Consider the following 26,202-nt stretch of genomic DNA (forward strand, 5'->3'; position numbering starts at 1 on the left):
CGCGCAGGCCGCCCGACGAGATCGCCGGGCTTGAGCGCGGGCAGGGCCAGCGGGGCCATCGGACCCGACCACAGGCGGCCCGACGACATCACCGGCCCGACCGCGCGCAGGGCCGACGGCACCATCGGGCCGGGCCGCCCGAGCGGTGCGCGTCAGGTGGTCTTGGTGGGGCGAGGGCTCGCCGGACGCTGACCGTTACCGCCATTGCCCTGGCGCAGCAGGCTCACGTCCGTGACCTCTGTGGCCGTGGCGGTATTCCCGGAGACGGTGCCGATCACGGTGACGGTGGAACCGGCCTTCACGTCCGCGATCGTGGACGCGCCGTTGTTGACCTTCGTGGCGTCGCCGACCACGAACGTTGAGGAGTAGCCGTCCTCGCTCTTGGCCGTGATCGAGGTGGCGCTCACCGCCGTGACGGTGCCCGTCTGGAGGCGCTCCGTGACGTACTGTCCGTTGCTCCCCCTCACCACGAAGTCCCCATGCAGCGCCCCACCGAGCGTGGTCATCCCGCCACGGCCGAACCCGCCGCCCTGTGCGCCGAAGCCGCCGCCCTGGTTGCCCCGGGCGTTCTGGCCGTTCTGGCCGTTCTGATTGCCCTGGCCACCCGGGAAGCCCTGGCCGCCGCCGGGGAAGCCCTGGCCGCCGGGTCCGCGACCGCCGCCCGGGCCCTGGCTCTGCGTGGCGTTGCTGTCACTCGCGGCCTGCGCCACGGCCACCCCGCCGCCGATGACGATGACGGCGGAGACGGCGGCCACGATGCCCAGCTTGAGCCGCGACGAACGCTGCGGGGCGGCCGGGGAACCCGCGGCGGCGGCCGCCGGGCCGGACGGCGCACCCGAGGCCCAGATCGGCGCCGCCCCGTAGCCGGGCGGGCCGGAAACGGGCTGCGCGGGCGTCCCTTCGGCCCAGGTGGCAGTCGTTGCGGGGGCGCCCGGTTGCGCGGCCGTGCTGGGGGTGGTCGGCTCGGCCTGCGCCGCCCCTTCGGCCCAGGTGGCAGTCGTTGCGGGGGCGCCCGGTTGCGCGGCCGTGCTGGGGGTGGTCGGCTCGGCCTGCGCCGCCCCTTCGGCCCAGGTGGGAGTCGTTGTGGCGGCGCCCGGTTGCGCGACCCCACTGAGGGCGGTCGGCTCAGCCTGCGCGGGAGCCGCCGGGCGGGCCGGTGAGGCGGACGGCTGTGCGGGGTCCATCCCGGCCCAGGCCGGGGTCGTCGCGGGTGGGAGTGGCACCTGCGGTCCGGTCGGGGTCTCGCCCGGTGCCGGAGCGGCACCGGAAGCGATCGCGGGGTCGGTGGCGGGTGGGAGTGGCACCTGCGGTCCGGCCGGAGCGGCACCGGAAGCGGACGCCGGGCCGGCGGCGGGCGGGAGCGGCGACTGCGGTCCGGCCGGGGTCGCATCCGGTGCCGGAGCGGCAGCGGAAGCGGGTGCCGGGTCGGCGGCGGGCGAAGAAGCCTGGTCGTCGTGGGCTGAGCTCATCGCGCGTAACTCCTGCGGAGAAGTCGGACCTGTCCTGACGACCGTGCACGGCGGAGCTGGCACCGCAATCCCACACACCTGGCAGGTCACTGTGAATTCATATTTCGCCACTACCGTGGTGATCATGAGTGAGGTCGTGGAGCTGGCGCGGGCATTGGTGCGGTACGACACCACGAACACCAGCGACGACGGCGCCAGCGGGAACGAGCGCGCCGCGGCGGAGTTCGTGGCCGAGCGCCTCGCCGACGCCGGTTTCCAGCCGGTGTACCTGGAGCCGGCGCCCCAGCGCGGCAACGTCGTCGTGCGCCTGCCCGGCGCCGACCCGGAGCGTGGCGCGCTCCTCGTGCACGGTCACCTCGATGTGGTGCCGGCCGACGCGTCCGAGTGGTCCGTGCCGCCCTTCGCCGGCGAGATCCGCGACGGCTACCTGTGGGGACGCGGCGCGATCGACATGAAGCACATGGTGGCCATGGCGCTGTCGGTCGCGCGGAAGTTCAAGCGTGACAATGTGGTACCGCCCCGCGACATCGTGTTCGCGTTCGTCGCCGACGAGGAGGCGGGCGGGCGGCAGGGCGCGGGCTTTCTCGTCGATCAGCACCGCGAGCTCTTCGACGGTGTCACCGAGGCGATCAGCGAGGTCGGCGGCTTCTCGTACACCGTCCGCGACGACGTGCGCGCCTACCTCGTCGAGACCGCGGAGAAGGGCGTCATGTGGCTGCGGCTCAAGGTCCGCGGCACGCCCGGGCACGGCTCGATGCTGCACGCGGACAACCCCGTGGCGAAGCTGACCACCGCCCTGGCCCGCCTCGAGGCGCACGAGTTCCCGACGGTCCTGCACCCGGCCGTGCGGGAGTTCCTCTCCGGGGTGAGCGACCTGACCGGCGTACCCTTCGACGCCGACGACCCACAGTCCGCGATCGGCCGCCTCGGCTCGCTGTCCCGCATGATCGGGGCCACGCTGCGTGACACCGCGAACACGACGATGCTGAAGGCCGGGTACAAGGCCAATGTGGTGCCGTCGATCGCCGAGGCCACGGTGGACGGCCGGATGCTGCCCGGCCGCGAGCGCGCGTTCGAGCGGGAGCTGGCCGAGGTCCTCGGCCCCGACGTCGAGATGGACTGGGACCTGCTGCCCCCCGGTCGAGACGACGTTCGACGGCCGGCTCGTCGACGCCATGGCGGCCGCGATCGAGGCCGAGGACCCGGGCGCGCGTCTGCTGCCGTACATGCTCTCGGCCGGCACCGACGCCAAGTCCTTCCAGCGCCTGGGCATCCGCCACTTCGGCTTCGCCCCGCTGCGCCTGCCGCCCGGCCTGGACTTCACCGCGCTGTTCCACGGCATCGACGAACGCGTGCCGGTGGACGGCCTCGAGTTCGGCGAACGCGTCCTCGAGCGCCTCCTGCGCACCTGCTGACCGGGCTCGGCGGGTTGCTGCCCGCAGGTGTGCGTCAAGGTGACTTCGAGTCGGCGTTGTCGACTGCGGCCGGGGCCGGAGCAGCTTCGAATCCACGAACGGACGCGGCTGGTGGGCAGCGTCAGACCCGGAACGACAGCCGGGTGGTCCCGATGACGATCTCGTCGCCCGGGTGCAGGATGACGGTCGTGTCCACGCGGCGGCCGTTGACGATCGAGCCGTTGGCCGAGCCGAGGTCGGTGAACACCGCGCGGTTGCCGTCGTACTCGACGCGCGCGTGCTGCCGCGAAGCGCCCACGTCGGCGAGGCGCAACGACGCCTGCTCGCCGCGGCCGATGATCGTCGCGCCCTGCGCGAGCGGGTAGTTCTGGCCGTCCTCGGTCACGAGGCGTACGCCGTGGCCCTCACCCGCAGCGACCTCCCCGCCGGTGTAGACCTGCGCGCTCACCCGGAACAGGCCGGTGTCGAGGTCGTCACCGCGGGTGATCTCGACCACGATGTCGCCGTAGACGGCCCAGCCCTGCTCCCCGACGTACTCGGCCTGCGACTGCGCGAGCTCCTGCGCCAGGGCGGCCGCGAACGGTGCGAGCCGCGTGTGGTCGGCGGGCGCGAGGGCGATCAGGTACCGGTTGGGCACGAGGATCCGCCCGCCCGTCATCTGGGTCTGGTTGGCGTTGGCCTCGCCCTGCATCGCGTTGAGGATCTCGACCGGGTGGACGACGCCCTTGAAGACCTTGGCGAAGGTGCCCTCCACCATGCCTTCCAGCCGCTTCTCGAACCGCTGCAGCGCGCCCAACTCGTCCCCCTTCAACGTGACCGGCAGAAACTGTGTATCACGCCGGTGGTACCGACGCAGTCGCGAGCACGACGAGCCTCGCGTCCGTGACGGAGATCATTCGGTGGACCGATGCCGTCGCAGAGCGGCAACGACACCGGCGACTCCCGGAAAACGCGCCGCAGCACAAGATTGCGCTGTTCACGTCGGCACCGAACGTCAATACGACGGACGTCGTACTGCATCAGGTCATTACGGCAACGGCGGCGAAGCCGAGGGGGGCAACCGACCGGGGCGGCCCGCGTACTACCTGTGAACCGACCTCGGCCCGGCGCTACCAGGGGCGGAAGAGTGGGCGGCGGAGGAGATCGGCGCTGAGCAGCGAAGACAAGGCGCACGACCGAGGGTGGCGACGAGCGAAACGGCCAGAATTCTGAGAAACGGCTGAAACTGCAACCAACCGCTGTCCTGAATCCGTCTTCAGGGACGAAACACGGTCGCACACTTCGGGGGGATATTGTGGCCCGCCGAGGGACACCTGGTGCCGGGGAGTGGTATGGCGAAGAAGCGTGGGAAGAAAGACCCGTTGTGGGCGCGGTTGTCCCTGGTCGGAGGGGCATTCCTGCTGCTGCTCAGCGGAGGCTCCCTCGTCGGTGGCAATCTGTTGCTGAATCACTACAGCGACCAGATCACCCATGAGGGCGGCCTCGGTGAGGCAGCGTCGGGCGCGACCATCGACGGGCCGATCAACCTGCTCCTCGTCGGCATCGACGAGCGGGTGAACCAGGAGGACATGGGGGCGCGGGCCGACTCGATCATCGTCGCCCACGTGCCGGCGTCGCACGACGCGGTCTACCTGATGTCGATTCCCCGGGACACCAAGGCGGCGATCCCGGCGAACAAGAAGACCAAGTACAACGGCGGCACCGACAAGATCAATGCCGCGTTCCAGTTCGGCTACCAGAACGGCGGCGGGCGCGACGGCGGGCTGGCGCTGCTGGCCGAGACGGTGAGCGCGATGGCCGGCGGGGGACTGAAGTTCAACGGCGCCGCGATCGTGAACTTCGACGGGTTTTCGGGGCTGGTGAAGGCCCTCGACGGCGTCTACATGTGCGTGGACGAGAAGGTCACGTCGATCCACACCGGGTGGAACACCAAGACCGGGGCGGAGGGCGTGCCGTACAACTTCAACGCCGACGGCATCCCGACGAGCCTGAAGCCCAACATGCGCCCGATGATCTACGAGGTCGGCTGCCGGGACTTCGCCGCGTGGGAGGCGCTGGACTACGTGCGCCAGCGCGACAAGCTCGCCAACGGCGACGGCGACTACGGCCGCCAGCGCCACCAGCAGCAGTTCATCAAGGCCATGGCCAAGAAGGCGATGAGCGCCGGCGTGCTGGCCAACCCCATCAAGGTCAACGAGGTGCTGAACTCGGTCGGCAAGGCGGTGTCGTTCTACAACAACGACGTCTCGCTCGCCGACTGGATGTTCACGCTCAAGGGCATCAACCCCGACGGCATGATGACCCTGCGCACGAACAACGGGCAGTTCAAGACCGAGATCATCAACGGGCAGTCCTTCGAGGTCCTCGACCAGACGGCGGTGGACCTGCTCAAGGCCTACGGCAGCGACAGCGTCGGCCCGTTCGTCGCGGCCCATCCGGAGATGGTCGCCAACGACGCGGCCACCCCGGCGACGGCGCCCTCGAACAAGTAGCGACACCACGGCGGCCCCGCTCCCGACCAGGGGGAGCGGGGCCGCCGCCGTGTTTGCGGAGCGGGCTCAAATCCTGTAATACCTATCTCATTAGCAGAGAACGATTCTGTCGGACTGTTGACGGAAAAATTGGCCGGTGCCTACCGTGTCTGCGTGTCCGTTCTGGGAGTCCATGCGCTGGTCAGGCGCACGCACGAGGCCCGCGTCCTGCGCGTGCTGCGTGAGCACGGTGCCCTGAGCCGCGGCCAGATCGCCACCAAGGTCGGCCTGTCCCGCACCACGCTGTCGGAGATCACCGGCGACCTGCTCTCCCGGGGCGCCGTGGTCGTCGTCGACACCGACGCGGCCAAGCGGGCCGGCTCCGGCCGCCCGGCGGAGCTGCTGACGCTCGACCCGAGCTCGGGGCAGTTCCTCGGCGTCGACCTCGGCCACACCCGGGTCCGCATCGCCGTCGCCGACGCCGCCCACGACATCATCGCGGCCGGGCACGCCGCCTACCCGGCCGAGTCGAGCTGGGAGGAGCGCCTCGCCGCGGCGTTCGCGCTCATCGACCGGGTCGCGGCCCGCACCGGGGTGAGCTTCCGGGCGCTGCAGGGCGTCGGCGTCGGCGTGGCCGGCCCCCGGGCCGCGGCACCCGGGCTCGCGCAGCCGTTCGGGGAGCGGTTCGCCGCGCCCGTCGTCGTCGACAACAACACGCGCTTCGCCGGGCTGGCCGAGGCCATGACCGACGGGCCCGACGTGCACGACGTGCTGTACGTGCGCCTCTCCGACGGCATCGGCGGCGGCCTCGTCGTCGGCGGGCGGCTCGTCGCCGGCGCGGACGGGGTGGCCGGCGAGTTCGGGCACGTCACCGCGCAACCCGGCGGCGACCCGTGCCGGTGCGGCAAGCGGGGCTGCCTGGAGACGGTCGCGTCCATCCCGGCGGTCCTGCGCAGCTGCACCCGCCGCGGCGTCCCGGTGGCCACCATCGAGGAGTTCGAGGCCGCCCTGGGCCGCGGCGATACCGTCGCCGCCGCCGTGCTCGACGAGGCCGCCGCCGCGGTCGGGCGGGTCGTGGCCACCGCCGCGCTCGTGCTCGACCCCGCCCAGGTCGTCATCGGCGGCCGCCTGCCGCAGAGCGCGCCCGCGTTCGTCCGCCGCGTCGAGGAGATCCTCGCCGGCGAGCTGTGTCCCGTCGGCGGCGCCCGGCCCGCGGTCCGGGCCGCCCGCCTCGGCGACGACGACGGCGCGCTCGGCGCCATCGCCGCCCTGTTCCGCCAGTCGCCGTTATTGGACGGCTACCCCGAGCCCGTCCGCTGAGGCGGCAAACGCCCCCCGCCGGCAAGGAGTCAGATGATCGCGCCCAAAAAGCGAAAACCCGCGCTGCTCGCGCTGAACATAGCCTCTGCCCTCGCCGGCCTCGGCGTCTGGTGGATCTGGTCGGTGACGGCGGAGAACGTGCCGACCCCGGTGGAGGTCGCCCGGCGCATGGGCGAGCTCTTCGCCGACGGCACCCTCGAGGCCGACATCCTCGCCAGCCTGCAGCGGGTGCTGATCGGCTTCGCGCTCGGCTGTGCCGTGGCGATCCCGGTCGGCTTCCTCATGGGCTGGTACGCCGTGGCCCGAGCCGTGTTCGAGCCCTGGGTGCAGTTCTTCCGCACGGTACCGCCGCTGGCGCTGATCCCGCTCGTCGTGGTGCTGCTGGGCATCGGCGAGGAGCCGAAGATCTTCGTCATCTACGTGGCCGCGTTCCTGTCCTGTGTCATCGCGACCTTCCAGGGCGTCGTCGACGTGGACCGGACCCTGCTCAACGCGGCCCGGGTGCTGGGTGCGCCGACCCGGACCATCTTCGCCCGGGTGGTCGTGCCGGCCTCCATGCCGTACATCCTCGTCGGCATGCGCGTCGGGCTCGGCTCGGCGTGGGGCACCCTCGTCGCCGCGGAGCTGGTCGCCGCGCAGGAGGGCCTCGGGTACCGGATGCAGAACGCCCAGATCTACGTCGACCGGCCCACCATCTTCGCCGCGCTCATCTGCATCGGCATCCTCGGCCTGCTCATGGACCGGGTGCTGCTGCTGGTGGAGCGGCGGGCCACGTCCTGGCAGGAGCGCCGATGAGCAAGGACATCGCGATCCGCGGGGTCGCCAAGATCTTCCCGCTCAAGGACGGCCGGTTCACCGCGCTCGACGACGTCTCGCTGGACATCAGCGCCAGCGAGTTCGTCGCGATCGTCGGGCCGTCCGGCTGCGGCAAGAGCACGCTGCTCAACATCGTCGCCGGGCTGGAGCACCCGACCAGCGGCGAGGCGCGGGTCGGCGGGGACGTGGTCACCGGACCCGGTCCCGACCGCGGCGTCATCTTCCAGCAGTTCGCGCTCTTCCCCTGGCTCACCGTGCGCAAGAACGTCGAGTTCGGGCTGCGCACCGCGGGCGTGCCGAAGGCGCAGCGGCGGGCCCGGGCCGAGCACTTCATCGAGCTCGTCGGGCTCAGCCGGTTCGCCGACGCGCTGCCCAAGACGCTCTCGGGCGGCATGAAGCAGCGCTGCGCCATCGCCCGCGCCTACGCCGTCGACCCGCAGATCCTGCTCATGGACGAGCCGTTCGGCGCGCTGGACTCCCTCACCCGGGTCCGGCTGCAGGAGCAGCTGCTGCAGACGTGGAGCCAGGACCAGCGCACCGTCATGTTCATCACCCACGACGTCGACGAGGCCGTGTTCCTCGCCAACCGCGTCGTGGTCATGGCCGCCAACCCGGGCCGGATCGTCGAGATCATCGACGTGGACCTGCCCTATCCGCGCACCGAGGACGTCCGCCTCGGGGCGGAGTTCACCGCATTGCGCAACCGCGTGTGGAGCGCGGTACACCATCAGGAAGGAACCCCAGCATGACGTCCCGCCGCGCACTCCTGGGCCTGCTCGCCGGCAGCGCCGTCGCCACCTTGGCCGGGTGTGGAAAAGACGATCAGAGCACGGCCGGCAGCGCCAAGATCACCTTCGGGTACATCGGCGACTACAACGGCAGCAGCCTGCCCGCCATCGCCAACAAGCTCAAGCTCTGGGAGAAGCACGGCCTCGACGCCACGCTGAAGGTCTTCACCACCGGCCCGGTGCAGATCCAGGCGATGCAGACCGGCGACCTCGACTTCGGGTACATCGGCCCCGGAGCCTTCTGGCTCCCGGCGTCCGGCCAGGCGAAGATCATCGCGATCAACACCCTCGGCGGCGCCGACCGGGTCATCGCCCAGCCCGGCATCACGTCCATGGAGCAGCTGCGCGGCAAGAAGGTCGGCGTGCCCGAGGGCACCTCCGGCGACATGATCCTCACCCTCGCCCTGCAGGCCGCGGGCATGACGAACAAGGACATCCAGCGCACCCCGATGGACGCGGCCACCCTCACCTCCGCGTTCGCCTCCAAGCAGATCGACGGGGCCGGCTTCTGGTACCCGGCGATCTCCGCCATCAAGAAGACCGTGCCGAACCTGGTCGAGCTGGCCGACGACGACACGTTCAAGGACAAGGTGCAGTTCCCCAACGCGTACATCGCCGGGAACAAGGCCGTCACCGACAAGCCCGACGTGCTCAAGAAGGTGATCCAGGTGCTGCGCGAGGCCACCGACTACCGGGTGCAGCACCCGGACGAGGCCGTGGCGGCCGTCGCCGAGCTCACCAAGCAGCCCGCCGACGCGGTGAAGGCCGACGCGGCCCTGAGCAAGGCGATGAGCACGCAGGAGCTGGACCAGCAGACCGCGGACGGCACCGTCGCGAAGTGGCTCACCGGGATGGGCGACTTCTTCGTCGGCGCCGGCAAGCTCAAGGAGAAGGCCGACCCGAAGACGTACTACCTGGGCGAGCAGTGGACGGCCGCGAAGTGAGTTCCCCCCGCAACATCCTGTTCCTCATGACCGACCAGCACCGGGTGGACACGCTCGGCGCCTACGGCAACCCGCTCGCGCGGACCCCGGTGCTGGACGAGCTCGCCCGGACCGGGACCCGGTTCGACCGGTGGTACACCCCGACCGCCATCTGCACCCCGGCGCGGGCGAGCCTGCTCACCGGGCAGGCCCCGTTCCGTCACAAGCTGCTGGCCAACCAGGAGCGCAACGTCGGCTACTCCGAGGACCTGCCCGACGGCACGTGGACGTTCCCGCAGGCGCTGCGCTCGCGCGGGTACAACTGCGGGCTCGTCGGCAAATGGCACGCCGGCACCGAGAAGACGCCCGCGGACTACGGCCTGGACGGCGTACACCTGCCGGGCTGGCACAACCCCGTCGATCACCCGGACTACCTCGCCTACCTCGCCGAGCGGGGACTGCCGCCCTACGAGATCAGCAACCGCATCCGCGGCACCCTGCCCAACGGCCAGCCGGGGAACCTGCTCGCCGCGCGGCTGCACCAGCCGGTCGAGGCCACCTTCGAGCACTACCTGGCCACGAGAACGATCGACATGCTGCGGTCGTACGCCGAGCAGGGCGCCCCGTTCTTCCTCGCGCTGCACTTCTTCGGCCCGCACCTGCCCTACATCGTTCCCGACGCCTACTTCGACATGGTCGACCCGTCCACAGTGGAGCTGCCGCGCTCGGTCGCCGAGACGTTCCACGGCAAGCCGCCGGTGCAGCGCAACTACAGCGCCCACTGGACGTTCGACACCATGCCGATCGAGGTGACCCGCAAGCTCATCGCCGTCTACTGGGGCTACGTCACGCTCATCGACGAGCAGCTCGGCCGGGTCCTCGCGGCCCTGGCCGAGCTCGGGCTCACCGACGACACCTCGGTGTTCTTCACCTGCGACCACGGCGAGTTCACCGGCGCCCATCGCCTGCACGACAAGGGCCCGGCGATGTACGAGGACATCTACCGCACCCCGGGCATCATCCGGGTCCCGGGCGCCCCGGCCGGCCAGGTGCGCCGCGAGTTCGTCAGCCTCACCGACTGCACCGCGACCATCATGCAGCTGGCCGGGATCCCCGCCGACGAGCCGGTCGACTCCCGCTCCCTGCTGCCGCTGGTGCGCGGCGAGGAGCCGCAGTGGCAGCCCGACGTGGTCGCCGAGTTCCACGGGCACCACTTCCCGTATCCGCAGCGGATGCTGCGCACCGACCGCTACAAGCTGGTGGTGAACCCGGACTCGACCAACGAGCTCTACGACCTGCAGCTGGACCCGGACGAGCTGCTCAACGTCTACGAGCTGTCCGAGCACGCGGCGCTGCGCTCGGCCCTGCTGCGGCGGCTGTACTCGCTGCTGCGCGACCGCGGCGACAACTTCCACCACTGGATGGCCTCGATGTACGACGTCGGCGACCTGAACTACGACCCGACGCTGAGCGGGCTGGACGAGTCCACCTACGCCGGGAACTGACGTGCGGCCCGACATCGTCATGATCCTCACCGACGACCACGCCGCGCACGCGATCGGCGCGTACGGCTCGGTCGTCAACACCACCCCGCGCATCGACGAGATCGCCCGGCTCGGCTGGCGCTTCGAGCACTGCTTCGCCACCAACGCGCTGTGCTCGCCGAGCCGGGCGTCGATCCTCACCGGCACCTACAGCCACGTCAACGGGGTCACCACGCTCGTGACCCCGATCGACGCGAGCCAGCCGACGTTCGTGCGGCTGCTCAAGGAGGCGGGCTACCGCACCGCGATGGTCGGCAAGTGGCACATGGGCGACGGGCCGGGCCACGACCCCGAGCACTTCGACTACTGGGACGTGTTCATCGAGCAGGGGGAGTACCACAACCCGCGGCTGCTGTCCCGCGACGGGCTGCGCACCGTCGAGGGCTACGCCACCGACATCGTCACCGACCTGGCGCTGGACTGGATGTCCACGGTGGACGGACCCGTGTGCGTGCTCATCTACCACAAGGCCCCGCACCGCCCCTGGGAGCCGCCGGGCGAGGTCGCCGCGGACCCGGTGGCGGTGCCGGCGACCTTCTTCGACGACTACGCCACGCGCTCGTCGTCGGCGCGGCGGGCCGCGATGCGCATCGCCGAGCACCTCAGCCGCGAGGACCTCAAGACCGACCCGCCGCCCGGGCTGTCCTACGAGGACGAGGCGCTGTGGAAGTACCAACGCTTCATGGCGGACTATCTCGCCTGCGTCGCGTCGGTGGACGCCAACGTCGGCCGGGTCGTCGACTGGCTGCGCGAGCGCGGGCGGTTCGCCGACACGCTGCTCATGTACGCCTCCGACCAGGGCTTCTTCCTGGGCGAGCACGGCTGGTTCGACAAGCGGTTCATGTACGAGGAGTCCCTGCGGATGCCGCTGGTGCTGTCCTACCCGCGCCGCCTGGCCGCCGGCGGGGTCTTCGGCGACATCGTGACCAACGTGGACTGGGCGCAGACGATCCTTGACGCGGCCGGCGTCGGGCACCACCCGCGGATGCAGGGCCGCAGCTTCTGGCCGGACCTGCTCGGCACCCCGGCGGCGCCCCCGGCGAGCGGGATGTACTACCGCTACTGGGAGCACGACGACGTGTTCCACAAGGCCCCCGCGCACTACGGCTACCGCACCGCCACGCACAAGCTCATCTACTTCTACAACGACGGGCTCGGGCTGCCCGGCACCGGGGCGTTCACCTATCCGCCGGAGTGGGAGCTGTACGACCTCGTCGCCGACCCTTCGGAGACGAACAACGTCTACCACGACCCCGCCTACCGGGCGGTGCGCGAGGAGCTGACCGCGGCGATGTGGCGCGAGCAGGCCCGCCTCGGCGACGCCCCGCACCCGAGCCAGCCGCGGCCCGCGGGGGTGTGACGATGTCGTCGTCGTGCTGCCCGCCGACCGAGCCCGGCCGCGAGTCGGTGCCGGCCGCGGTGCCCGGCGGCGGGGCGCACGGGATCGAGCAGGTGCTCGTCCCGGCGCAGACGTTCGCGATGGGCGACGCGCACGGCGACGGCGTGCGGCCCGACGGCGAGACCCCGGTGCACCCGGTGGAGCTGGACGCGTTCAGCATCGACGCGACCGCGGTGACCGTGGCCGACTTCGCGCGGTTCGCGGCCGCGACCGGCTACCGCACGGAGGCCGAGACGTTCGGCTATTCGGCCGTGTTCCACCTGTTCCTCGCGGCCGGCGAGGACGACGTGCTGGGCCGGCCGCCGCAGACGCCGTGGTGGCTGGGCGTGCGCGGGGCCGACTGGGCGCACCCGTTCGGCCCGTTGTCCACGGTGGAGGGGGCCGAGGACCACCCAGTCGTGCACGTGTCCTGGAACGACGCCCGGGCCTACTGCGCGTGGACCGGGCGCCGGCTGCCGAGCGAGGCCGAGTGGGAGTGCGCGGCCCGCGGCGGCCTGGCCGGGCTGCGCTATCCGTGGGGCGACACCGCCGACGCGGGCCGGTGCAACATCTGGCAGGGCACGTTTCCGTCGGTGAACACCGCCGAGGACGGCTTCGCGGCCACGGCCCCGGTGCGCACCTACGCCCCGAACGCCTACGGGCTGTGGCAGCCGGTCGGCAACGTGTGGGAGTGGTGCGCCGACTGGTTCGACCCCGGCTACTACGCCCGCTGCCCGCGCCACGACCCGCGGGGACCCGAGCAGGGCACGGCCCGGGTGCTGCGCGGCGGCTCCTACCTGTGCCACGACTCCTACTGCAACCGGTACCGCAACGCCGCCCGCTCCTCGAACACGCCCGACTCGTCCATGGGCAACGCGGGGTTCCGCACGGTGGCATGATCTCGGGCATGGCCGATCGATTTCTCGCGCACCTGCCCGTCGGTGAGCCGCCCGTGCCGTTCGACGGCGGCATGCCCGGCTGGGAGATCTTCCCGTTCGAGGGGGATTTGCGGGTCAAGACCCTCGACCCGCCGGTCGTGCCCGAGCCGCCGCGCAACGGCGAGGACGGCCCCGGGGACTGCTTCATCTGCCGGGAGCCCGACGCCCAGACGATCTGGTCGGACGAGCGCTGGCTGCTGCGCCGCACCGCCGAGCCCAGCGCCGTCCCGGTCGTGGTCCTGCTCTGCCCGCGCGAGCACTACGACTTCACCGAACTGCCCGCCGCTCTCGCCGCCGAGCTGGTCCCGCTGCAGCAGCGCATCGAGCGGGCCATCCACGCCCTCGGCGGCGTCGCCCGGGTGCACATCATGAAGGTCGGCGACGGGGCGCGGCACCTGCACTGGTGGTTCGTCGCCCGGCCCGAGGGCCTGACCCAGCTGCGCGGCTCCTGCCTGGTGATGTGGGACGACATCCTGCCCCGCCAGCCGCTCGACCAGTGGCACGCGGTCCTGCGGGAGCTGGCGTCGCACCTCGCCGCGGACGGGGGCACGGTCCACTAGGGAACGTGCCCCCGGGCGGATCAGTACCCCCAGCGGTTCTTCAAGTGGCGCCACCAGTCGCGCAGCATCCACGCGTCGAAGTCGGTGATCTGCGTGGCCGACCCCGCCTTCATGAGGAAGCAGCACTGGCCCGTCGGCGTCCAGTCGTAGAAGTCGTCCAGGCCGAAGCTGTGGCCCATCTCGTGCTGCAGGATGTGGACGTTGTCGGCGTCGAGGGCGCCGACGTAGTACTCGCTGCCGATGCGCTGGCCCCAGTCGCCGCCCGCGCCGCCGCCGAAGCCCGACGTGAGCCACAGCGACATGTCGTAGTGGTGCGACGCGCCGCCCGGGCAGTTCGGGTAGTTGCCGCTCTGGTTGAAGAAGCGGCCGCACGGCTCGCCGCACTGGGGCGCGTTCTCCCGGATGTTGTTGACGTAGATGTCGACCGAGCTGTCCGTCCACTGCAGCTGGGCCCGGTCGCGCACGGCCCAGCCGACGACCTTGACGGGCACCTGCTGGTACGGCCAGCCGTTGTGGCCCGCCATCACGTCGATCCACTTCTTGAACTGCCGCTGCAGGGTCGCCTGGATGCGGTCGCGCAGCGCGGCGCTCACGGTTGCGCTCGAGTCCCAGCGCACGCAGTAGTTGATGCCCGTGCCGCCGGTGGCGAAGATCTGGTCCCACGCGTAGTTCCGGAAGCCGTACAGGTTGTTGTAGGTCTGCTCCTGATGCGTCCACACCTCGCTCAGGGGCTGCACGAGGTTCGCCGGCGGGTTCCAGCCCGACGGGTTGCCGGGGTTGCCCGTGCCGATCGCCGAGGCGTAGGCGCGCACCTCGAGCAGGCCCACGGACGCGGCCCCGCTCTGCAGCACCACGCGCAGGCGGCTGGTGCTGATCTGGGCGAAGTTCACGGCGTTGTACTGGTTCGCCGCGGCCGGGTAGCCGCTGGCGCCGGGCACGTCGGCGTAGGCGGAGCCGGTCCAGTACTGCAGGCGCCACGAGGCCGGGACGCGGACGCCGCCGTTGTCGTCGAAGAAGTAGACGTCGGCCGAGCGCAGGGTCTGCGTGCCGGACCAGGTCAGCAGCACCCACTGCTCGCCCGTGTTGGGCCAGGTGCCCCAGCGGCGGTTCACGGTGTCGTTGGACGTGCTCGGGTCGATGCCGTCGTTGACCGCGGCGACGCTCTCCCAGGGGGAGGTGTACGACGCCGTCGCCGTCGCCGACCGGGCGAGGTTGTCGCTCTGCCCCGGCGCCGCGTGCGCGACGACGGGCGTGCCGACGAGCAGTGCCATCGCCCCGGCGACGACCGCGAGTCTGCGCAGTCGCATGGGTAGCCCCTTCCTGTCGAAAACCTTTTCGGGACCCTGGCAGCGCGTTACGCGATTGTCAAGGATCGATGTACGCAGCTCAGCGTCGATGCCTGAGGCATCGATGAACCTTACACGCGCGAAAAGTTTTCGGAGCTGGGAGCGTTACCGGTCGCGTGTTGGTTTTCGTGGCGTTCCGGCGGGTGGTGTGTGCCGCGGCGGGGTCGCATCAACCGAACGGGCAGACCCGTGACCGGCACCACGCCGACCGTGTCGCACGGGCATATCGTGGCAGCGCTAACATCAACATCGGGGGAGGGACATGCGCGCAACCAGCCACAACCGGGCCGCCGTGATGAACGACGTAGCGCGGCTCGCGGGCGTCTCACATCAGACGGTGTCGCGCGTCCTCAACGACCATCCGAGCGTCAGTCCGGCCACCCGGGAACGGGTGCTCGAGGCCGTGCGGCAGCTCAACTACCGCCCGAACGCGATGGCCCGCGGCCTGGCCGGGCGCCGCTCCCGGGTCGTCGGTGTCGTCTCGTTCGACACCATCCTCTACGGGCCCGCCTCGACCCTGCTCGGCATCGAGCACGCCGCGCGGGCCGCCGGCTACGGCGTCAGCATCGTGACCCTCGAGCGCGTCGACCACACCGGCATGGTGTCCGCGCTCAACGCGCTCGCCGACCAGTCGGTGGCCGGGGTCGTGGTCATCGCGCCGCAGACCGCCGCGGCCGCCGCCCTGCACAACATGCCGCTGGGCATGGCCGCCGTCGCCGTGGAGTCCGCGGTCGGCGGCGAGGTGCCGGCGATCTCCGTGGACCAGGTGACCGGGGCCCGGATGGCCGTGCGGCACCTGCTCGAACTCGGCCACGAGAAGGTCTGGCACCTGTCCGGCCCGCGGGACTGGCTCGAGACCCACGGCCGCATCGAGGGCTGGCGCACGACCCTCGAGGAGGCGGGCCTGCCCGCGCCGCCGCTGATGACGGGCGACTGGAGCGCGCGGTCCGGGTATGCCGCGGGCCTGGAGCTCGCCTCCCGCGACGACGTGACCGCGGTCTTCGCCGGCAACGACCAGATGGCGCTGGGCCTGATGCGGGCGTTCCACGAGCGCGGGATCCGCGTCCCCGACGACGTGAGCATCGTGGGCTTCGACGACATTCCGGAGGCCGAGTTCCTCTCCCCGCCGCTGACCACGATCCGCCAGGACTTCGACGAGGTGGGCCGGCGCTGCATCGCCGAGCTGCTGCGCGTGATCGAGGCCGACCTGCCGGAGGGCCCGGACCGCCCGTCCCCGGACCCGCGCGTGGCCCCGACCCTGATCGTCCGAGCCAGCACGGCGCCCCCGCGGCCCGGACGGTAACCGGGCGCTCGCGCACCGTGTTGCCGGCCGAGATCGGTTAGGTCGCATGGTGTACGGTGAATCAAGCGGAACGCCACCGGAGCCGGGATTGCGCCATCGTCTCACTCACGGCGCCGCGTTGGCCGAGGCCCGCACGACGAGATGTGGTGAAAGGTGCACGGCCCCGGGGTCCGCGACCGCCGCCCCGGCCAGCTGGGCCACGAGCAGCTCGACGCTGCGCCGCCCCAGCTCCGCGAAGTCCTGGTGGATCGTGGTCAACGGCGGCAGGAAGAACCCGGACTCGGGCGTGTCGTCGAACCCGACGACGCTGACCCGGGCCGGCACGGGCCGCCCGGCCTCGTGGAACGCGCGCAGCACCCCCAGCGCGATGTGATCGTTCCCGCAGAACACCGCGGTCACCCGGGCGTCCGCGGCCAGGTGCTGCCCCCGGAGGTAGCCGGACCGCGCGCTCCAGTCGCCCGCCTCGATCGGCGGCACCGGCGCCCCCGCCGCGTGCAGGGTCTGGCGCCACCCGTCGATGCGATCCCGCGCCTCGGGCCAGTCCGCCGGCCCCGGCACGTGATGCACGGTCGCGTGCCCGAGATCGAGCAGATGGCTCGTGGCCATGCACGCCCCGCGCACGTTGTCCACGCGCAGCATCGGCACGAACCCGTCGTCCGCGCCGCCCACCCCCACCGCCGGCGTCCCCACCGGCACCTGCGTCAACGCGTCGGCGACGGAGTTCTTCGGCGCGATCGCGATGATCCCCTCGACCGCCTGCGCGCACAGCTGCTCGACCGCGTCGAGCACCGCATGGCGCTCCAGCGAGCGGACCGTCGCGATGCTCACGTAGTACCCGGCCTCGCGCGCGGCCTTCTCGATGCCGTAGATCATCGATGCCGGGCCAGCCAGGGTCGTCTCGAAGCCGATCAGGCCGATGGTGCGTGAGCGGGACGTGACCAGCGTGCGCGCGGCCAGGTTGCGGCGGTAGTTGAGCACCCGCACGGCGTCCAGCACCCGCTCCCGCGTCGACGCGCTCACATTCGGCAGGTCGTTCAGGACCCGCGACACGGTCTGATGCGACACGCCCGCCAGCCGGGCCACGTCACGCATGCCGACCTTGCGCAACGGCGCCTCCACCGCATCCACCTCCGGCCCCAGGTGAGAGTGCGCGACGGGGCCGGGCCGACCACGGTCCGGCCCGATGACAGCTGCAGCCACGGAGTGTCTCCTTCCGGCAACATCTCGGCCGCCGCTACTTGACGCCCGGGATGAGAACGCTAACACTCTCGAAATACAACCGCGACGGCCAATGCAATCGGGCCGCACGCGGGCTCAGGTCACCGCCGAACACCCCAGGCGTGTGGCCATCTGCCTGTAGATGTGAACGTTAACGCTATCTCCGAAGGGACAGACGCAGTGCTGAAGAGATGGTCCGCTGCCGTGGTCGGCGGCGTGCTCCTGCTCGGCGCGCTCGGTGCGTGCGGCGGGGAGAAGAGCGACGATGCCGGCAGCGGCACCGCGCCCAAGGGCGACAAGAAGATCGTGATGGGCTTCGCGCAGGTCGGCGCCGAGAGTGGGTGGCGCACGGCGAACACCAAGTCGATCCAGGAAGCCGCCGCGGCCGCGGGCATCGATCTGAAGTTCTCCGACGCGCAGCAGAAGCAGGAGAACCAGATCAAGGCCATCCGCAGCTACATCGCGCAGAAGGTCGACGTCATCGCGTTCTCGCCGGTCGTGGAGTCCGGCTGGGACACGGTGCTCAAGGAGGCCAAGGACGCGAAGATTCCGGTCATCCTGACCGACCGCGCGGTGGACTCGAAGGACACCTCGCTGTACAAGACGTTCCTGGGCTCGGACTTCGTCGTCGAGGGCAAGAAGGCCGGCGACTGGCTGGTCAAGGAGTATCAGGGCAAGACCGATCCGGTGAACATCGTCGAGCTGCAGGGCACGACGGGTTCGGCCCCGGCCAACGACCGCAAGGCGGGCTTCGCCGACGCGATCAAGGCGGCCCCGAATTTGAAGATCATCGCGTCGCAGACCGGTGACTTCACGCGGGCCAAGGGCAAGGAGGTCATGGAGGCCTTCCTGAAGGCCAACCCGAAGATCGACGTGCTGTACGCCCACAACGACGACATGGCCCTGGGTGCCATCGAGGCGATCGAGGCGGCCGGCAAGAAGCCCGGCACCGACATCAAGATCATCTCGGTCGACGCGGTGAAGGACGGCATGACCGCCCTGGCCGCCGGGAAGATCAACCACATCGTCGAGTGCTCCCCGCTGCTCGGCCCTCAGCTCATGGACCTCGCCAAGAAGGTCGTCAACGGCGAGACCGTCGAGCCGCGCATCCTCACGGTGGAGACCGAGTTCACGCCCGAGCAGGCCAAGGCCGCCCTCCCCGACCGCAAGTACTGAGCAAAAGAGCGCTGACTGAACCATGCTGACCATGACCGGCATCACCAAGCAGTTCCCGGGTGTCATGGCCCTGCAGGACGTGGACTTCCGCCTGTTGCCAGGCGAGGTCCACGCCCTCATGGGCGAGAACGGCGCCGGGAAGTCCACCCTGATCAAGGTGCTCACGGGCGTCTACAGCAACGACGCGGGCGAGATCGTCCTCGACGGCACCCCGGTGAGCTTCACCGGGCCGCTGCAGGCCACCCAGGCCGGCATCAGCACGGTCTACCAGGAGGTCAACCTCTGCCCCAACCTCTCGGTCGCCGAGAACATCTTCATCGGCCGGGAACCCCGCACCTTCGGCCACATCCGCTGGGGCACCATGCGCAGGCGGGCGACCGACCTGCTGCACCGCCTCGAGCTCGACATCGACGTCTCGGCGCCGCTGTCCGAGTACTCGATCGCGGTGCAGCAGATGGTCGCCATCGCCCGCGCCATCGACGTCGAGGCCAAGGTCCTCGTGCTGGACGAGCCCACCTCCAGCCTCGACGCCGGCGAGGTCAACCAGCTGTTCCGCGTCATGCGCCAGCTCAAGGGCCAGGGCATGGCGATCGTGTTCGTGTCGCACTTCCTCGACCAGGTCTACGAGATCTGCGACCGGATGACGATCCTGCGCAACGGGCGGCTGGTCGGCGAGCACGTCGTGGCCGACCTGCCCCAGCTCGAGCTCGTCAGCCTCATGATCGGCAAGGATCTGGCCATCCTCGAGCGCCTCGAGGACCAGCCCAAGCGCCGGCTGGACAACGCGGAGCCGGTCGTCGAGGCCGAGAACCTGGGCCGGGCCGGGGCCATCGCGCCCTTCAGCCTGACCGTCCACAAGGGAGAGGTCGTCGGGCTCGCCGGGCTGCTCGGCTCCGGGCGCACCGAGGCCGCCCGGCTGTTCTTCGGCGCCGACAAGGCCGACAGCGGCACGCTCACCATCGACGGCAAGCCGGTCGCCATGCACGGGCCGCGCACCGCCATGCAGCACGACATCGCGTTCTGCTCGGAGAACCGGCGCACCGAGGGCCTGGTCGAGGAGCTGTCCGTCCGCGAGAACATCGTCCTGGCCCTGCAGGCCGCGCGCGGCTGGTCCCGCCCGCTGTCCAGGCAGCGCAAGGACGAGCTCGTGGACAAGTACGTCAAGGCCCTCGACATCCGCCCGGCCAACCCCGACCTGCCCGTGCGGAACCTCAGCGGCGGCAACCAGCAGAAGGTGCTGCTGGCCCGCTGGCTCATCACCGAGCCGCGGCTGCTCATCCTCGACGAGCCCACCCGCGGTATCGACGTCGGCGCCAAGACCGAGATCCAGCGCCTGGTCACCGAGCTCTCCGACGGGGGCATGGCGGTGCTGTTCATCTCGGCCGAGCTCGAGGAGGTGCTCCGCCTGAGCCACAAGATCGCGGTCCTGCGCGACCGGAAGGTGGTGGCGGAGCTGCCCAACACCGACGACGTCGACACCGACCGCCTGATGGCCGCCATCGCCGAAGGAGGAGGTGGTACCGCATGAAGCGCTTCGTCTGGCCGCTCGCCGTGCTCGTCGTGCTGCTCGTCACGAACGTCATCCACACGCACACGTTCTTCAACGTCGAGCTGCGGGGCGGGCACCTGTACGGCAGCCTCATCGACATCCTGCGCTCCTCCGGCCCGCTGGCCCTGGTCGCGCTCGGCATGACCCTCGTCATCGCCACCGGCGGCATCGACCTGTCCGTCGGCGCCGTCGTGGCCATCGCCGGCGCCATCGCGTGCCTGCGCATCAGCGACCTCGGCGACCAGGGCAGCGTCGCGGGGGTGCTCGGCGCGGTCGGCGTCGCCATCGCGCTCGCCCTGGTGCTCGGGGTGTGGAACGGGTTCCTGGTCGCGACCATCGGCATCCAGCCGATCATCGCCACCCTGATCCTCATGGTCGCCGGGCGCGGCCTCGCCCAGCTCATCACCGACGGGCAGATCATCACCGTCAACAGCGGGCCGTACAAGATGATCGGCGCCGGCTACTGGCTCGCCCTGCCGCTGTGCGTGCTCATCGCCGCCGCGGTCATCGCCCTGGCCGCCGTGCTCGTGCGCCGATCCGCGCTGGGCATGCTGCTGGAGGCGGTCGGCGGCAACGCCGAGGCGTCCCGGCTGGCGGGCATCAAGTCGCGCTGGCTGATCCTCGGCGTGTACGTCTTCGCCGCGGTCTGCGCCGCCGTCGCCGGGCTGATGATCAGCTCCAACGTGTCCAGCGCCGACGGCAACAACGCCGGCCTGCTCATCGAGCTCGACGCCATCCTCGCCGTGGTCATCGGCGGCACGTCGCTGTCCGGCGGCCGGTTCTCCATCGCCGGCACGGTCCTCGGCGCCGTCATCATCAAGACCCTCGACATCACCATCTACACCATCGGCGTGCCGCCCGAGGTGACGCTGCTTTTCAAGGCGATCGTCGTCATCGTGCTGTGCCTGGCGCAGTCGGCGAAGTTCCGCACAGTGTTCAAGGCCGGGTACCGGCGCCGCCGTTCGGTCCCGGTCGCGGCGCGGGCCGACGAGAAGGTGCAGGTCCGCGCATGACCACTGTGGACACCCCCGGACGCTCGATCACCCGGATCGCGGGCAACTGGCTGCGCAAGCCGGTGATGGCGACGGCGATCCTGCTGTGCGTCATGTACGGCGCGGGCGTAGTGCGCTACGACGGCTTCGACGACACCCAGATCGTGCTGAACGTCTTCATCGACAACGCGTTCCTGCTCGTGGTCGCGGTCGGCATGACCTTCGTGATCCTCACCGGCGGCATCGACCTGTCCGTCGGCGCGGTGGTCGCCCTCACCACGATGATCGCCGCGTCGCTGCTGGAGAAGGGCGTCAACCCCGGCCTCGTGATCCTGGTCGTGCTCGCCGTCGGCGCCACCATCGGCCTCGGCATGGGCGCGATCATCCACTTCTTCGACATCCAGCCGTTCATCGCGACCCTGGCCGGCATGTTCCTGGCCCGCGGCACCTGCTACGTCATCAGCACCGACTCGATCCCCATCACGAACGAGTGGTGGAACACCATCGCCTCGGACAAGCTGCGCTTCGGCGGCTTCCACATCGGCTGGAGCGTCGTCGTCTCCGCGCTGGTGGTCGCGGTCGCCGCCTACGTGCTGGCCTACACCCGCTTCGGGCGCAACGTCTACGCCCTCGGCGGCAACCAGCAGTCGGCGCTGCTCATGGGCCTGCCCGTCGGGCGCACCCGGATCGGCGTCTACACCATCAGCGGGCTGTGCTCCGCCCTCGGCGGCGTGCTGCTCACCTTCTACACCCCGTCCGGCTACGGCCTCAACGCGCTGGGCATGGAGCTCGACGCGATCGCGGCCGTCGTCATCGGCGGCACGGTGCTCACCGGCGGCTCCGGCTTCGTGCTCGGCACGGTGCTCGGCGTCGGCGTCCTCGGCCTCATCCAGACCATCATCACGTTCCAGGGCACCCTCAGCTCCTGGTGGACCAAGATCGTCATCGGCGCGCTGCTCTTCGTCTTCATCGTGCTGCAGCGGACGGTGACCAGGAAACAGAGCGCGCGGAGAACCAGATGACCCAATACGTAGTCGGCGTCGACTTCGGCACCCTGTCCGGACGCGCCCTCGTGGTCCGGGCGGACGACGGAGCCGAGATCGCCACGGCCGTCCACGAGTACCGCCACGGCGCCATGGAGCGCACGCTGCCGGCGACCGGGGACCACCTCCCTCCACATTGGGCACTGCAGATGCCGTCGGACTGGGTCGACGTGCTGCGCACCGCCGTGCCGCAGGCGGTCGCCGCGGCCGGCATCGACCCCGGCGACGTCGTCGGCATCGCGACCGACTTCACCGCGTGCACCTTCCTGCCCGTGCTCGCCGACGGCACGCCGCTGTGCGAGGTGCTGCCCGACGAGCGGCACGCCTATCCGAAGCTGTGGAAGCACCACGCGGCGCAGGGCCAGGCCGATCGCATCAACGCGCTCGCGCACGAGCGCGGCGAGCCCTGGATCGGCCGCTACGGCGGCAAGCTCTCCTCGGAGTGGCAGCTGGCCAAGGCGCTGCAGACGCTGGAGGAGGCGCCGGAGATCTACGCGCGCGCCGAGCGGTTCATCGAGGCCACGGACTGGATCGTCTGGCAGCTCGCCGGGGTCGAGACGCGCAACGCGGGCCTGGCCGGGTACAAGGGCGTCCACCAGGACGGCGCCTACCCGTCGAAGGCGTTCCTCGAGGCGCTGCACCCCGGGTTCGGCGACTGGGTGTCCAAGGTGGACGGTCCGCTCGCCCCGATCGGCGGCCGGGCCGGCTCGCTCACCGAGCAGGCCGCGGCCTGGACCGGGCTGCCGGCCGGGATCGCCGTCGCCGTGGGCAACGTCGACGCGCACGTGACCGCGCCGGCCGCCAAGGCCGTCGAGCCCGGCCAGCTGGTCGCCATCATGGGCACCTCGACCTGCCACGTGATGAGCGGCGCCGGGCTCGCCGACGTGCCAGGCATGTGCGGCGTCGTGCAGGACGGCATCATCCCCGGCCTGTGGGGCTACGAGGCCGGCCAGTCCGGGGTCGGCGACATTTTCGGCTGGTACGTCGAGACGCTCCTCGGCGGCTCGCTCACCCACGAGCAACTCACCGACCGCGCCGCCGCCCAGCGCCCCGGCGAGCACGGGCTCGTGGCCCTCGACTGGCACAACGGCAACCGCTCGGTCCTCGTCGACCACGGCCTGTCCGGGGTCATCGTCGGCCAGACGCTGCACACCCGCCCCGAGGACGTCTACCGGGCGCTGGTCGAGGCCACCGCCTTCGGCACGCGCACGATCGTCATGGCGCTGGACGCGGGCGGGGTCCCGGTGACCGAGTTCATCGCCGCCGGCGGGCTGCTCAAGAACCGTTTTCTCATGCAGGTGTACTCCGACGTGCTGCGCCGGCCGATCTCCGTCATCGCCTCGGAGCAGGGCCCGGCGCTCGGCTCCGCCATGCACGCCGCCGTCGCCGCGGGCGTGTACCCGGACATCCGGGCCGCGGCCGAGGCGATGGGCAAGGTCGAGCGGGACGCGTACGTGCCCGACGAGGCCGCCGCCGACGTCTACGACCGGCTCTACGCCGAGTACCTGGCTCTGCACGACTACTTCGGAAGGGGAACCAACGACGTGCTGCACCGGCTGCGGACGCTGCGGGAAGAGGTCGCCCGGTGAGCACGGTCGACGCGCTGCGGGCGCAGGTGTGCGCCCTGCACGCCGAGCTCACCCGCTGGGGCCTGGTGACCTGGACCGCGGGCAACGTCTCGGCCCGCGTGCCGGGGGAGGACCTGCTCGTCATCAAGCCCTCCGGCGTCTCCTACGACGAGCTGACCCCGGCCACCATGGTCGTGTGCGACCTCAAGGGCAAGCTGGTCGAGGGCGAGCACGCGCCGTCGTCGGACACCGAGGCGCACGCGTACGTCTACCGCAACATGCCCGAGGTCGGGGGAGTGGTCCACACCCACAGCCCCTACGCGACCGCCTGGGCCGCCCGCGGTGAGCCGATCCCGTGCTCCATCACCGCGATGGGCGACGAGTTCGGCGGCGACATCCCCGTCGGGCCCTTCGCGCTCATCGGCTCCGACGCCATCGGCCGCGGCATCGTCGAGACCCTGCAGGGACACCGCTCGCCGGCGGTCCTGATGCGCCAGCACGGGCCGTTCACCATCGGCAAGACCGCCAAGGCCGCCGTCAAGGCGGCCGTCATGTGCGAGGACGTGGCCCGCACCATGCACTTCGCCCGGCAGCTCGGGGAGGTCGAGCGGCTGCCCGCGCAGGCCGTGGACTCCCTGTACGACCGCTACCAGAACGTATACGGCCAGAAAGGCGCACGATGACGCACGAGATTTGGTTCCTCACCGGCAGCCAGGGCCTCTACGGACCGGAGACCCTGGAGCAGGTGGCGTCGCAGTCGCGCCAGATCGCCGCGGCCCTAGACGAGTCGCCGGCCATCGGCCCGCGGGTGGTGTGGAAGCCGGTGCTCACCTCGGCCGGCGACATCCTGCGGGTGTGCCTGGAGGCCGGCTCCGACCCGAACGTGGTCGGCGTCGTCGCGTGGATGCACACGTTCTCCCCGGCGAAGATGTGGATCGCCGGCCTCGACGCGCTGCGCACCCCGCTGCTGCACCTGCACACCCAGGCCAACGTCGCGCTGCCCTGGGCCGACATCGACATGGACTTCATGAACCTCAACCAGGCCGCGCACGGCGACCGCGAGTTCGGGTACATCCAGTCCCGCCTCGGCGTCGCCCGCAAGACCGTGGCCGGGCACGTGTCCGACCCGCGCGTGGCCCAGCGCATCGGGGCCTGGGCCCGGGCCGCGGCCGGCTACGCCGAGATGCGCTCGCTCAAGCTCGTCCGCTTCGGCGACAACATGCGCGACGTGGCCGTGACCGAGGGCGACAAGGTCGAGGCCCAGCTGCGCTTCGGTGTCTCCGTGAACACCTACGGCGTCAACGACCTCGTCGCGGCGGTCGAGGCCACCCTGGACGCCGACGTCGACCGGCTCGTGAAGGAGTACGCCGACACCTACCGCGTCGCCGCCGCCCTGCTCGGCGACCGCGCGGACGCGCTGCGCTACGCCGCCCGCATCGAGCTCGGCCTGCGCGCGTTCCTGGAGGCCGGCGGGTACAAGGCCTTTACGACGAACTTCGAGGACCTCGGCGGCCTGCGGCAGCTGCCGGGCCTGGCCGTGCAGCGCCTGATGGCCGACGGCTACGGCTTCGGCGGCGAGGGCGACTGGAAGACCTCCGTGCTCGTGCGCACGCTGAAGGCGATGGCCCCCGGCGGCGGGACCTCGTTCATGGAGGACTACACGTACGACCTCACGCCCGGCAACGAGGTCATCCTCGGCGCGCACATGCTCGAGGTGTGCCCGTCGATCGCCGCCGACACCCCGTCGTGCGAGATCCACCCGCTCGGCATCGGCGGCCGTGAGGACCCGGTCCGTCTCGTCTTCGACGCGGCCGCCGGCCCCGCGGTCGTGCTGGGCCTGGCCGACCTGGGCGAACGGTTCCGCCTCGTGGCCAACGAGATCGAGGTCGTCCCGCCTTCGGCGCCGCTGCCGAAGCTGCCCGTGGCCCGTGCGGTGTGGAAGCCGGCCCCGGACCTGGCGACGTCGGCGGAGTCGTGGCTGACGGCGGGCGGCCCGCACCACACGGTGCTGTCGCAGGCCGTGGGGGTGGAGGAGCTGCACGACCTCGCGGAGATGGTCGGCACCGAGCTGCTGGTGATCGACGGCGACACTACGCCGCGGCAGTTCGCCAAGGAGGTCCGGTGGAACGCGGCGTACTACCGGCTGGCTCGGGGCTTCTGAGCGAGGCGTACTCACCTGGTACGGCGTCCGTCGCCGGCCGTGACCTAGCGGCGTACTTGGCCGCTGGGTCACGGGCGGTCGTTCTGACGCGGCCCGGCAGCGTACTTGGCGGCAGGGCCCAGGTGGCCGGACGTTCTTAGGTGGCCCGGCGGCGCACTCAGCCGCCGGGTCCCGTCCGGCGGGTGGTTCTTCGGCGTCCGCGCCCGGCGGGCTCCCTCCCGTCG

At 71.1% G+C, this 26,202-nt stretch carries 21 protein-coding genes and 1 pseudogene; 18 read left to right on the plus strand and 4 right to left on the minus strand.

The genetic code is table 11. The features are described 5' to 3' along the window. Positions 1-152: 152 nt before the first annotated feature. Positions 153-1,223 carry a hypothetical protein gene (locus AC6JBM_RS15250; protein ID WP_497984271.1) on the minus strand — a complete coding sequence of 357 codons (1,071 nt, stop codon included), beginning with the start codon at positions 1,221-1,223 and terminating at the stop codon, positions 153-155. 370 nt (positions 1,224-1,593) lie between these two features. On the opposite strand from AC6JBM_RS15250, the pseudogene AC6JBM_RS15255 reads away from it, so the two are divergent. Beyond that, positions 1,594-2,884: pseudogene (locus tag AC6JBM_RS15255) on the plus strand (M20/M25/M40 family metallo-hydrolase). A 121-nt stretch (positions 2,885-3,005) separates the two neighbouring features. Here the strand turns inward: AC6JBM_RS15255 and AC6JBM_RS15260 are convergent. Then, positions 3,006-3,680 carry an FHA domain-containing protein gene (locus AC6JBM_RS15260; protein WP_497984272.1) on the minus strand — a complete coding sequence of 225 codons (675 nt, stop codon included), beginning with the start codon at positions 3,678-3,680 and terminating at the stop codon, positions 3,006-3,008. Between the two features lie 535 nt (positions 3,681-4,215). Between AC6JBM_RS15260 and AC6JBM_RS15265 the strand changes: the two genes are divergently transcribed. From AC6JBM_RS15265 to AC6JBM_RS15305, 9 genes are all read left to right on the plus strand, one after another. Beyond that, entirely contained in the window at positions 4,216-5,376 is a 1,161-nt protein-coding gene (locus AC6JBM_RS15265; RefSeq protein ID WP_497984273.1) for an LCP family protein, read from the plus strand. Between the two features lie 153 nt (positions 5,377-5,529). Further along, entirely contained in the window at positions 5,530-6,675 is a 1,146-nt protein-coding gene (locus tag AC6JBM_RS15270) for an ROK family transcriptional regulator (protein WP_497984274.1), read from the plus strand. 33 nt (positions 6,676-6,708) lie between these two features. Further along, the gene (locus tag AC6JBM_RS15275; RefSeq protein WP_497984275.1) at positions 6,709-7,470 is read left to right on the plus strand and encodes an ABC transporter permease; all 762 of its coding nucleotides are present in this window, start codon (positions 6,709-6,711) and stop codon (positions 7,468-7,470) included. Continuing rightward, on the plus strand, positions 7,467-8,240 hold the full coding sequence (locus AC6JBM_RS15280) for an ABC transporter ATP-binding protein (protein ID WP_350619334.1): 774 nt from the start codon (positions 7,467-7,469) through the stop codon (positions 8,238-8,240). Before AC6JBM_RS15275 ends, AC6JBM_RS15280 begins: the two co-directional genes overlap by 4 nt. After that, on the plus strand, positions 8,237-9,223 hold the full coding sequence (locus tag AC6JBM_RS15285) for an aliphatic sulfonate ABC transporter substrate-binding protein (RefSeq protein ID WP_497984276.1): 987 nt from the start codon (positions 8,237-8,239) through the stop codon (positions 9,221-9,223). Before AC6JBM_RS15280 ends, AC6JBM_RS15285 begins: the two co-directional genes overlap by 4 nt. Then, positions 9,220-10,707, plus strand: coding sequence for a sulfatase family protein (locus AC6JBM_RS15290; protein WP_497984277.1), 1,488 nt, complete (start codon positions 9,220-9,222; stop codon positions 10,705-10,707). Before AC6JBM_RS15285 ends, AC6JBM_RS15290 begins: the two co-directional genes overlap by 4 nt. Before the next feature lies 1 nt (position 10,708). Beyond that, a complete protein-coding gene (locus tag AC6JBM_RS15295; protein ID WP_497984278.1) occupies positions 10,709-12,106 on the plus strand; it encodes a sulfatase family protein in 1,398 nt (465 codons plus the stop codon). A 2-nt stretch (positions 12,107-12,108) separates the two neighbouring features. Then, positions 12,109-13,023 (plus strand): formylglycine-generating enzyme family protein, encoded by a 915-nt coding sequence (locus AC6JBM_RS15300; RefSeq protein ID WP_497984279.1) that lies wholly within the window; start codon positions 12,109-12,111, stop codon positions 13,021-13,023. An 8-nt stretch (positions 13,024-13,031) separates the two neighbouring features. Beyond that, a complete protein-coding gene (locus AC6JBM_RS15305; RefSeq protein WP_497984280.1) occupies positions 13,032-13,622 on the plus strand; it encodes an HIT family protein in 591 nt (196 codons plus the stop codon). 20 nt (positions 13,623-13,642) lie between these two features. Here the strand turns inward: AC6JBM_RS15305 and AC6JBM_RS15310 are convergent, their stop codons facing one another. Further along, positions 13,643-14,929 (minus strand): cellulose-binding protein, encoded by a 1,287-nt coding sequence (locus tag AC6JBM_RS15310; RefSeq protein WP_497984281.1) that lies wholly within the window; start codon positions 14,927-14,929, stop codon positions 13,643-13,645. 301 nt (positions 14,930-15,230) lie between these two features. Between AC6JBM_RS15310 and AC6JBM_RS15315 the strand changes: the two genes are divergently transcribed. Further along, positions 15,231-16,271: a LacI family DNA-binding transcriptional regulator gene (locus tag AC6JBM_RS15315; RefSeq protein WP_497984282.1), complete on the plus strand. Its 1,041-nt coding sequence runs from the start codon at positions 15,231-15,233 to the stop codon at positions 16,269-16,271. Between the two features lie 105 nt (positions 16,272-16,376). Here the strand turns inward: AC6JBM_RS15315 and AC6JBM_RS15320 are convergent, their stop codons facing one another. Next, on the minus strand, positions 16,377-17,363 hold the full coding sequence (locus AC6JBM_RS15320; protein ID WP_497986461.1) for a LacI family DNA-binding transcriptional regulator: 987 nt from the start codon (positions 17,361-17,363) through the stop codon (positions 16,377-16,379). A 306-nt stretch (positions 17,364-17,669) separates the two neighbouring features. On the opposite strand from AC6JBM_RS15320, the gene AC6JBM_RS15325 reads away from it, so the two are divergent. The 7 genes from AC6JBM_RS15325 to araA are packed head-to-tail and all read left to right on the plus strand — an operon-like array spanning position 17,670 to position 25,978. Then, entirely contained in the window at positions 17,670-18,665 is a 996-nt protein-coding gene (locus AC6JBM_RS15325; RefSeq protein WP_497984283.1) for an ABC transporter substrate-binding protein, read from the plus strand. Between the two features lie 22 nt (positions 18,666-18,687). Continuing rightward, the gene (locus tag AC6JBM_RS15330; RefSeq protein ID WP_497984284.1) at positions 18,688-20,193 is read left to right on the plus strand and encodes a sugar ABC transporter ATP-binding protein; all 1,506 of its coding nucleotides are present in this window, start codon (positions 18,688-18,690) and stop codon (positions 20,191-20,193) included. Next, a complete protein-coding gene (locus AC6JBM_RS15335) occupies positions 20,190-21,227 on the plus strand; it encodes an ABC transporter permease (protein ID WP_497984285.1) in 1,038 nt (345 codons plus the stop codon). Before AC6JBM_RS15330 ends, AC6JBM_RS15335 begins: the two co-directional genes overlap by 4 nt. Beyond that, on the plus strand, positions 21,224-22,228 hold the full coding sequence (gene yjfF / locus AC6JBM_RS15340; RefSeq protein ID WP_497984286.1) for a galactofuranose ABC transporter, permease protein YjfF: 1,005 nt from the start codon (positions 21,224-21,226) through the stop codon (positions 22,226-22,228). The genes AC6JBM_RS15335 and yjfF overlap by 4 nt, the downstream gene beginning before the upstream one ends. Next, on the plus strand, positions 22,225-23,838 hold the full coding sequence (locus tag AC6JBM_RS15345) for a ribulokinase (protein WP_497984287.1): 1,614 nt from the start codon (positions 22,225-22,227) through the stop codon (positions 23,836-23,838). The genes yjfF and AC6JBM_RS15345 overlap by 4 nt, the downstream gene beginning before the upstream one ends. Continuing rightward, positions 23,835-24,500, plus strand: coding sequence for an L-ribulose-5-phosphate 4-epimerase (locus tag AC6JBM_RS15350; protein WP_350619308.1), 666 nt, complete (start codon positions 23,835-23,837; stop codon positions 24,498-24,500). Before AC6JBM_RS15345 ends, AC6JBM_RS15350 begins: the two co-directional genes overlap by 4 nt. Next, positions 24,497-25,978 carry an L-arabinose isomerase gene (araA, locus tag AC6JBM_RS15355; protein ID WP_497984288.1) on the plus strand — a complete coding sequence of 494 codons (1,482 nt, stop codon included), beginning with the start codon at positions 24,497-24,499 and terminating at the stop codon, positions 25,976-25,978. Before AC6JBM_RS15350 ends, araA begins: the two co-directional genes overlap by 4 nt. The last annotated feature ends 224 nt before the right edge of the window (positions 25,979-26,202 follow it).

This window comes from Dactylosporangium thailandense, from assembly GCF_059739745.1.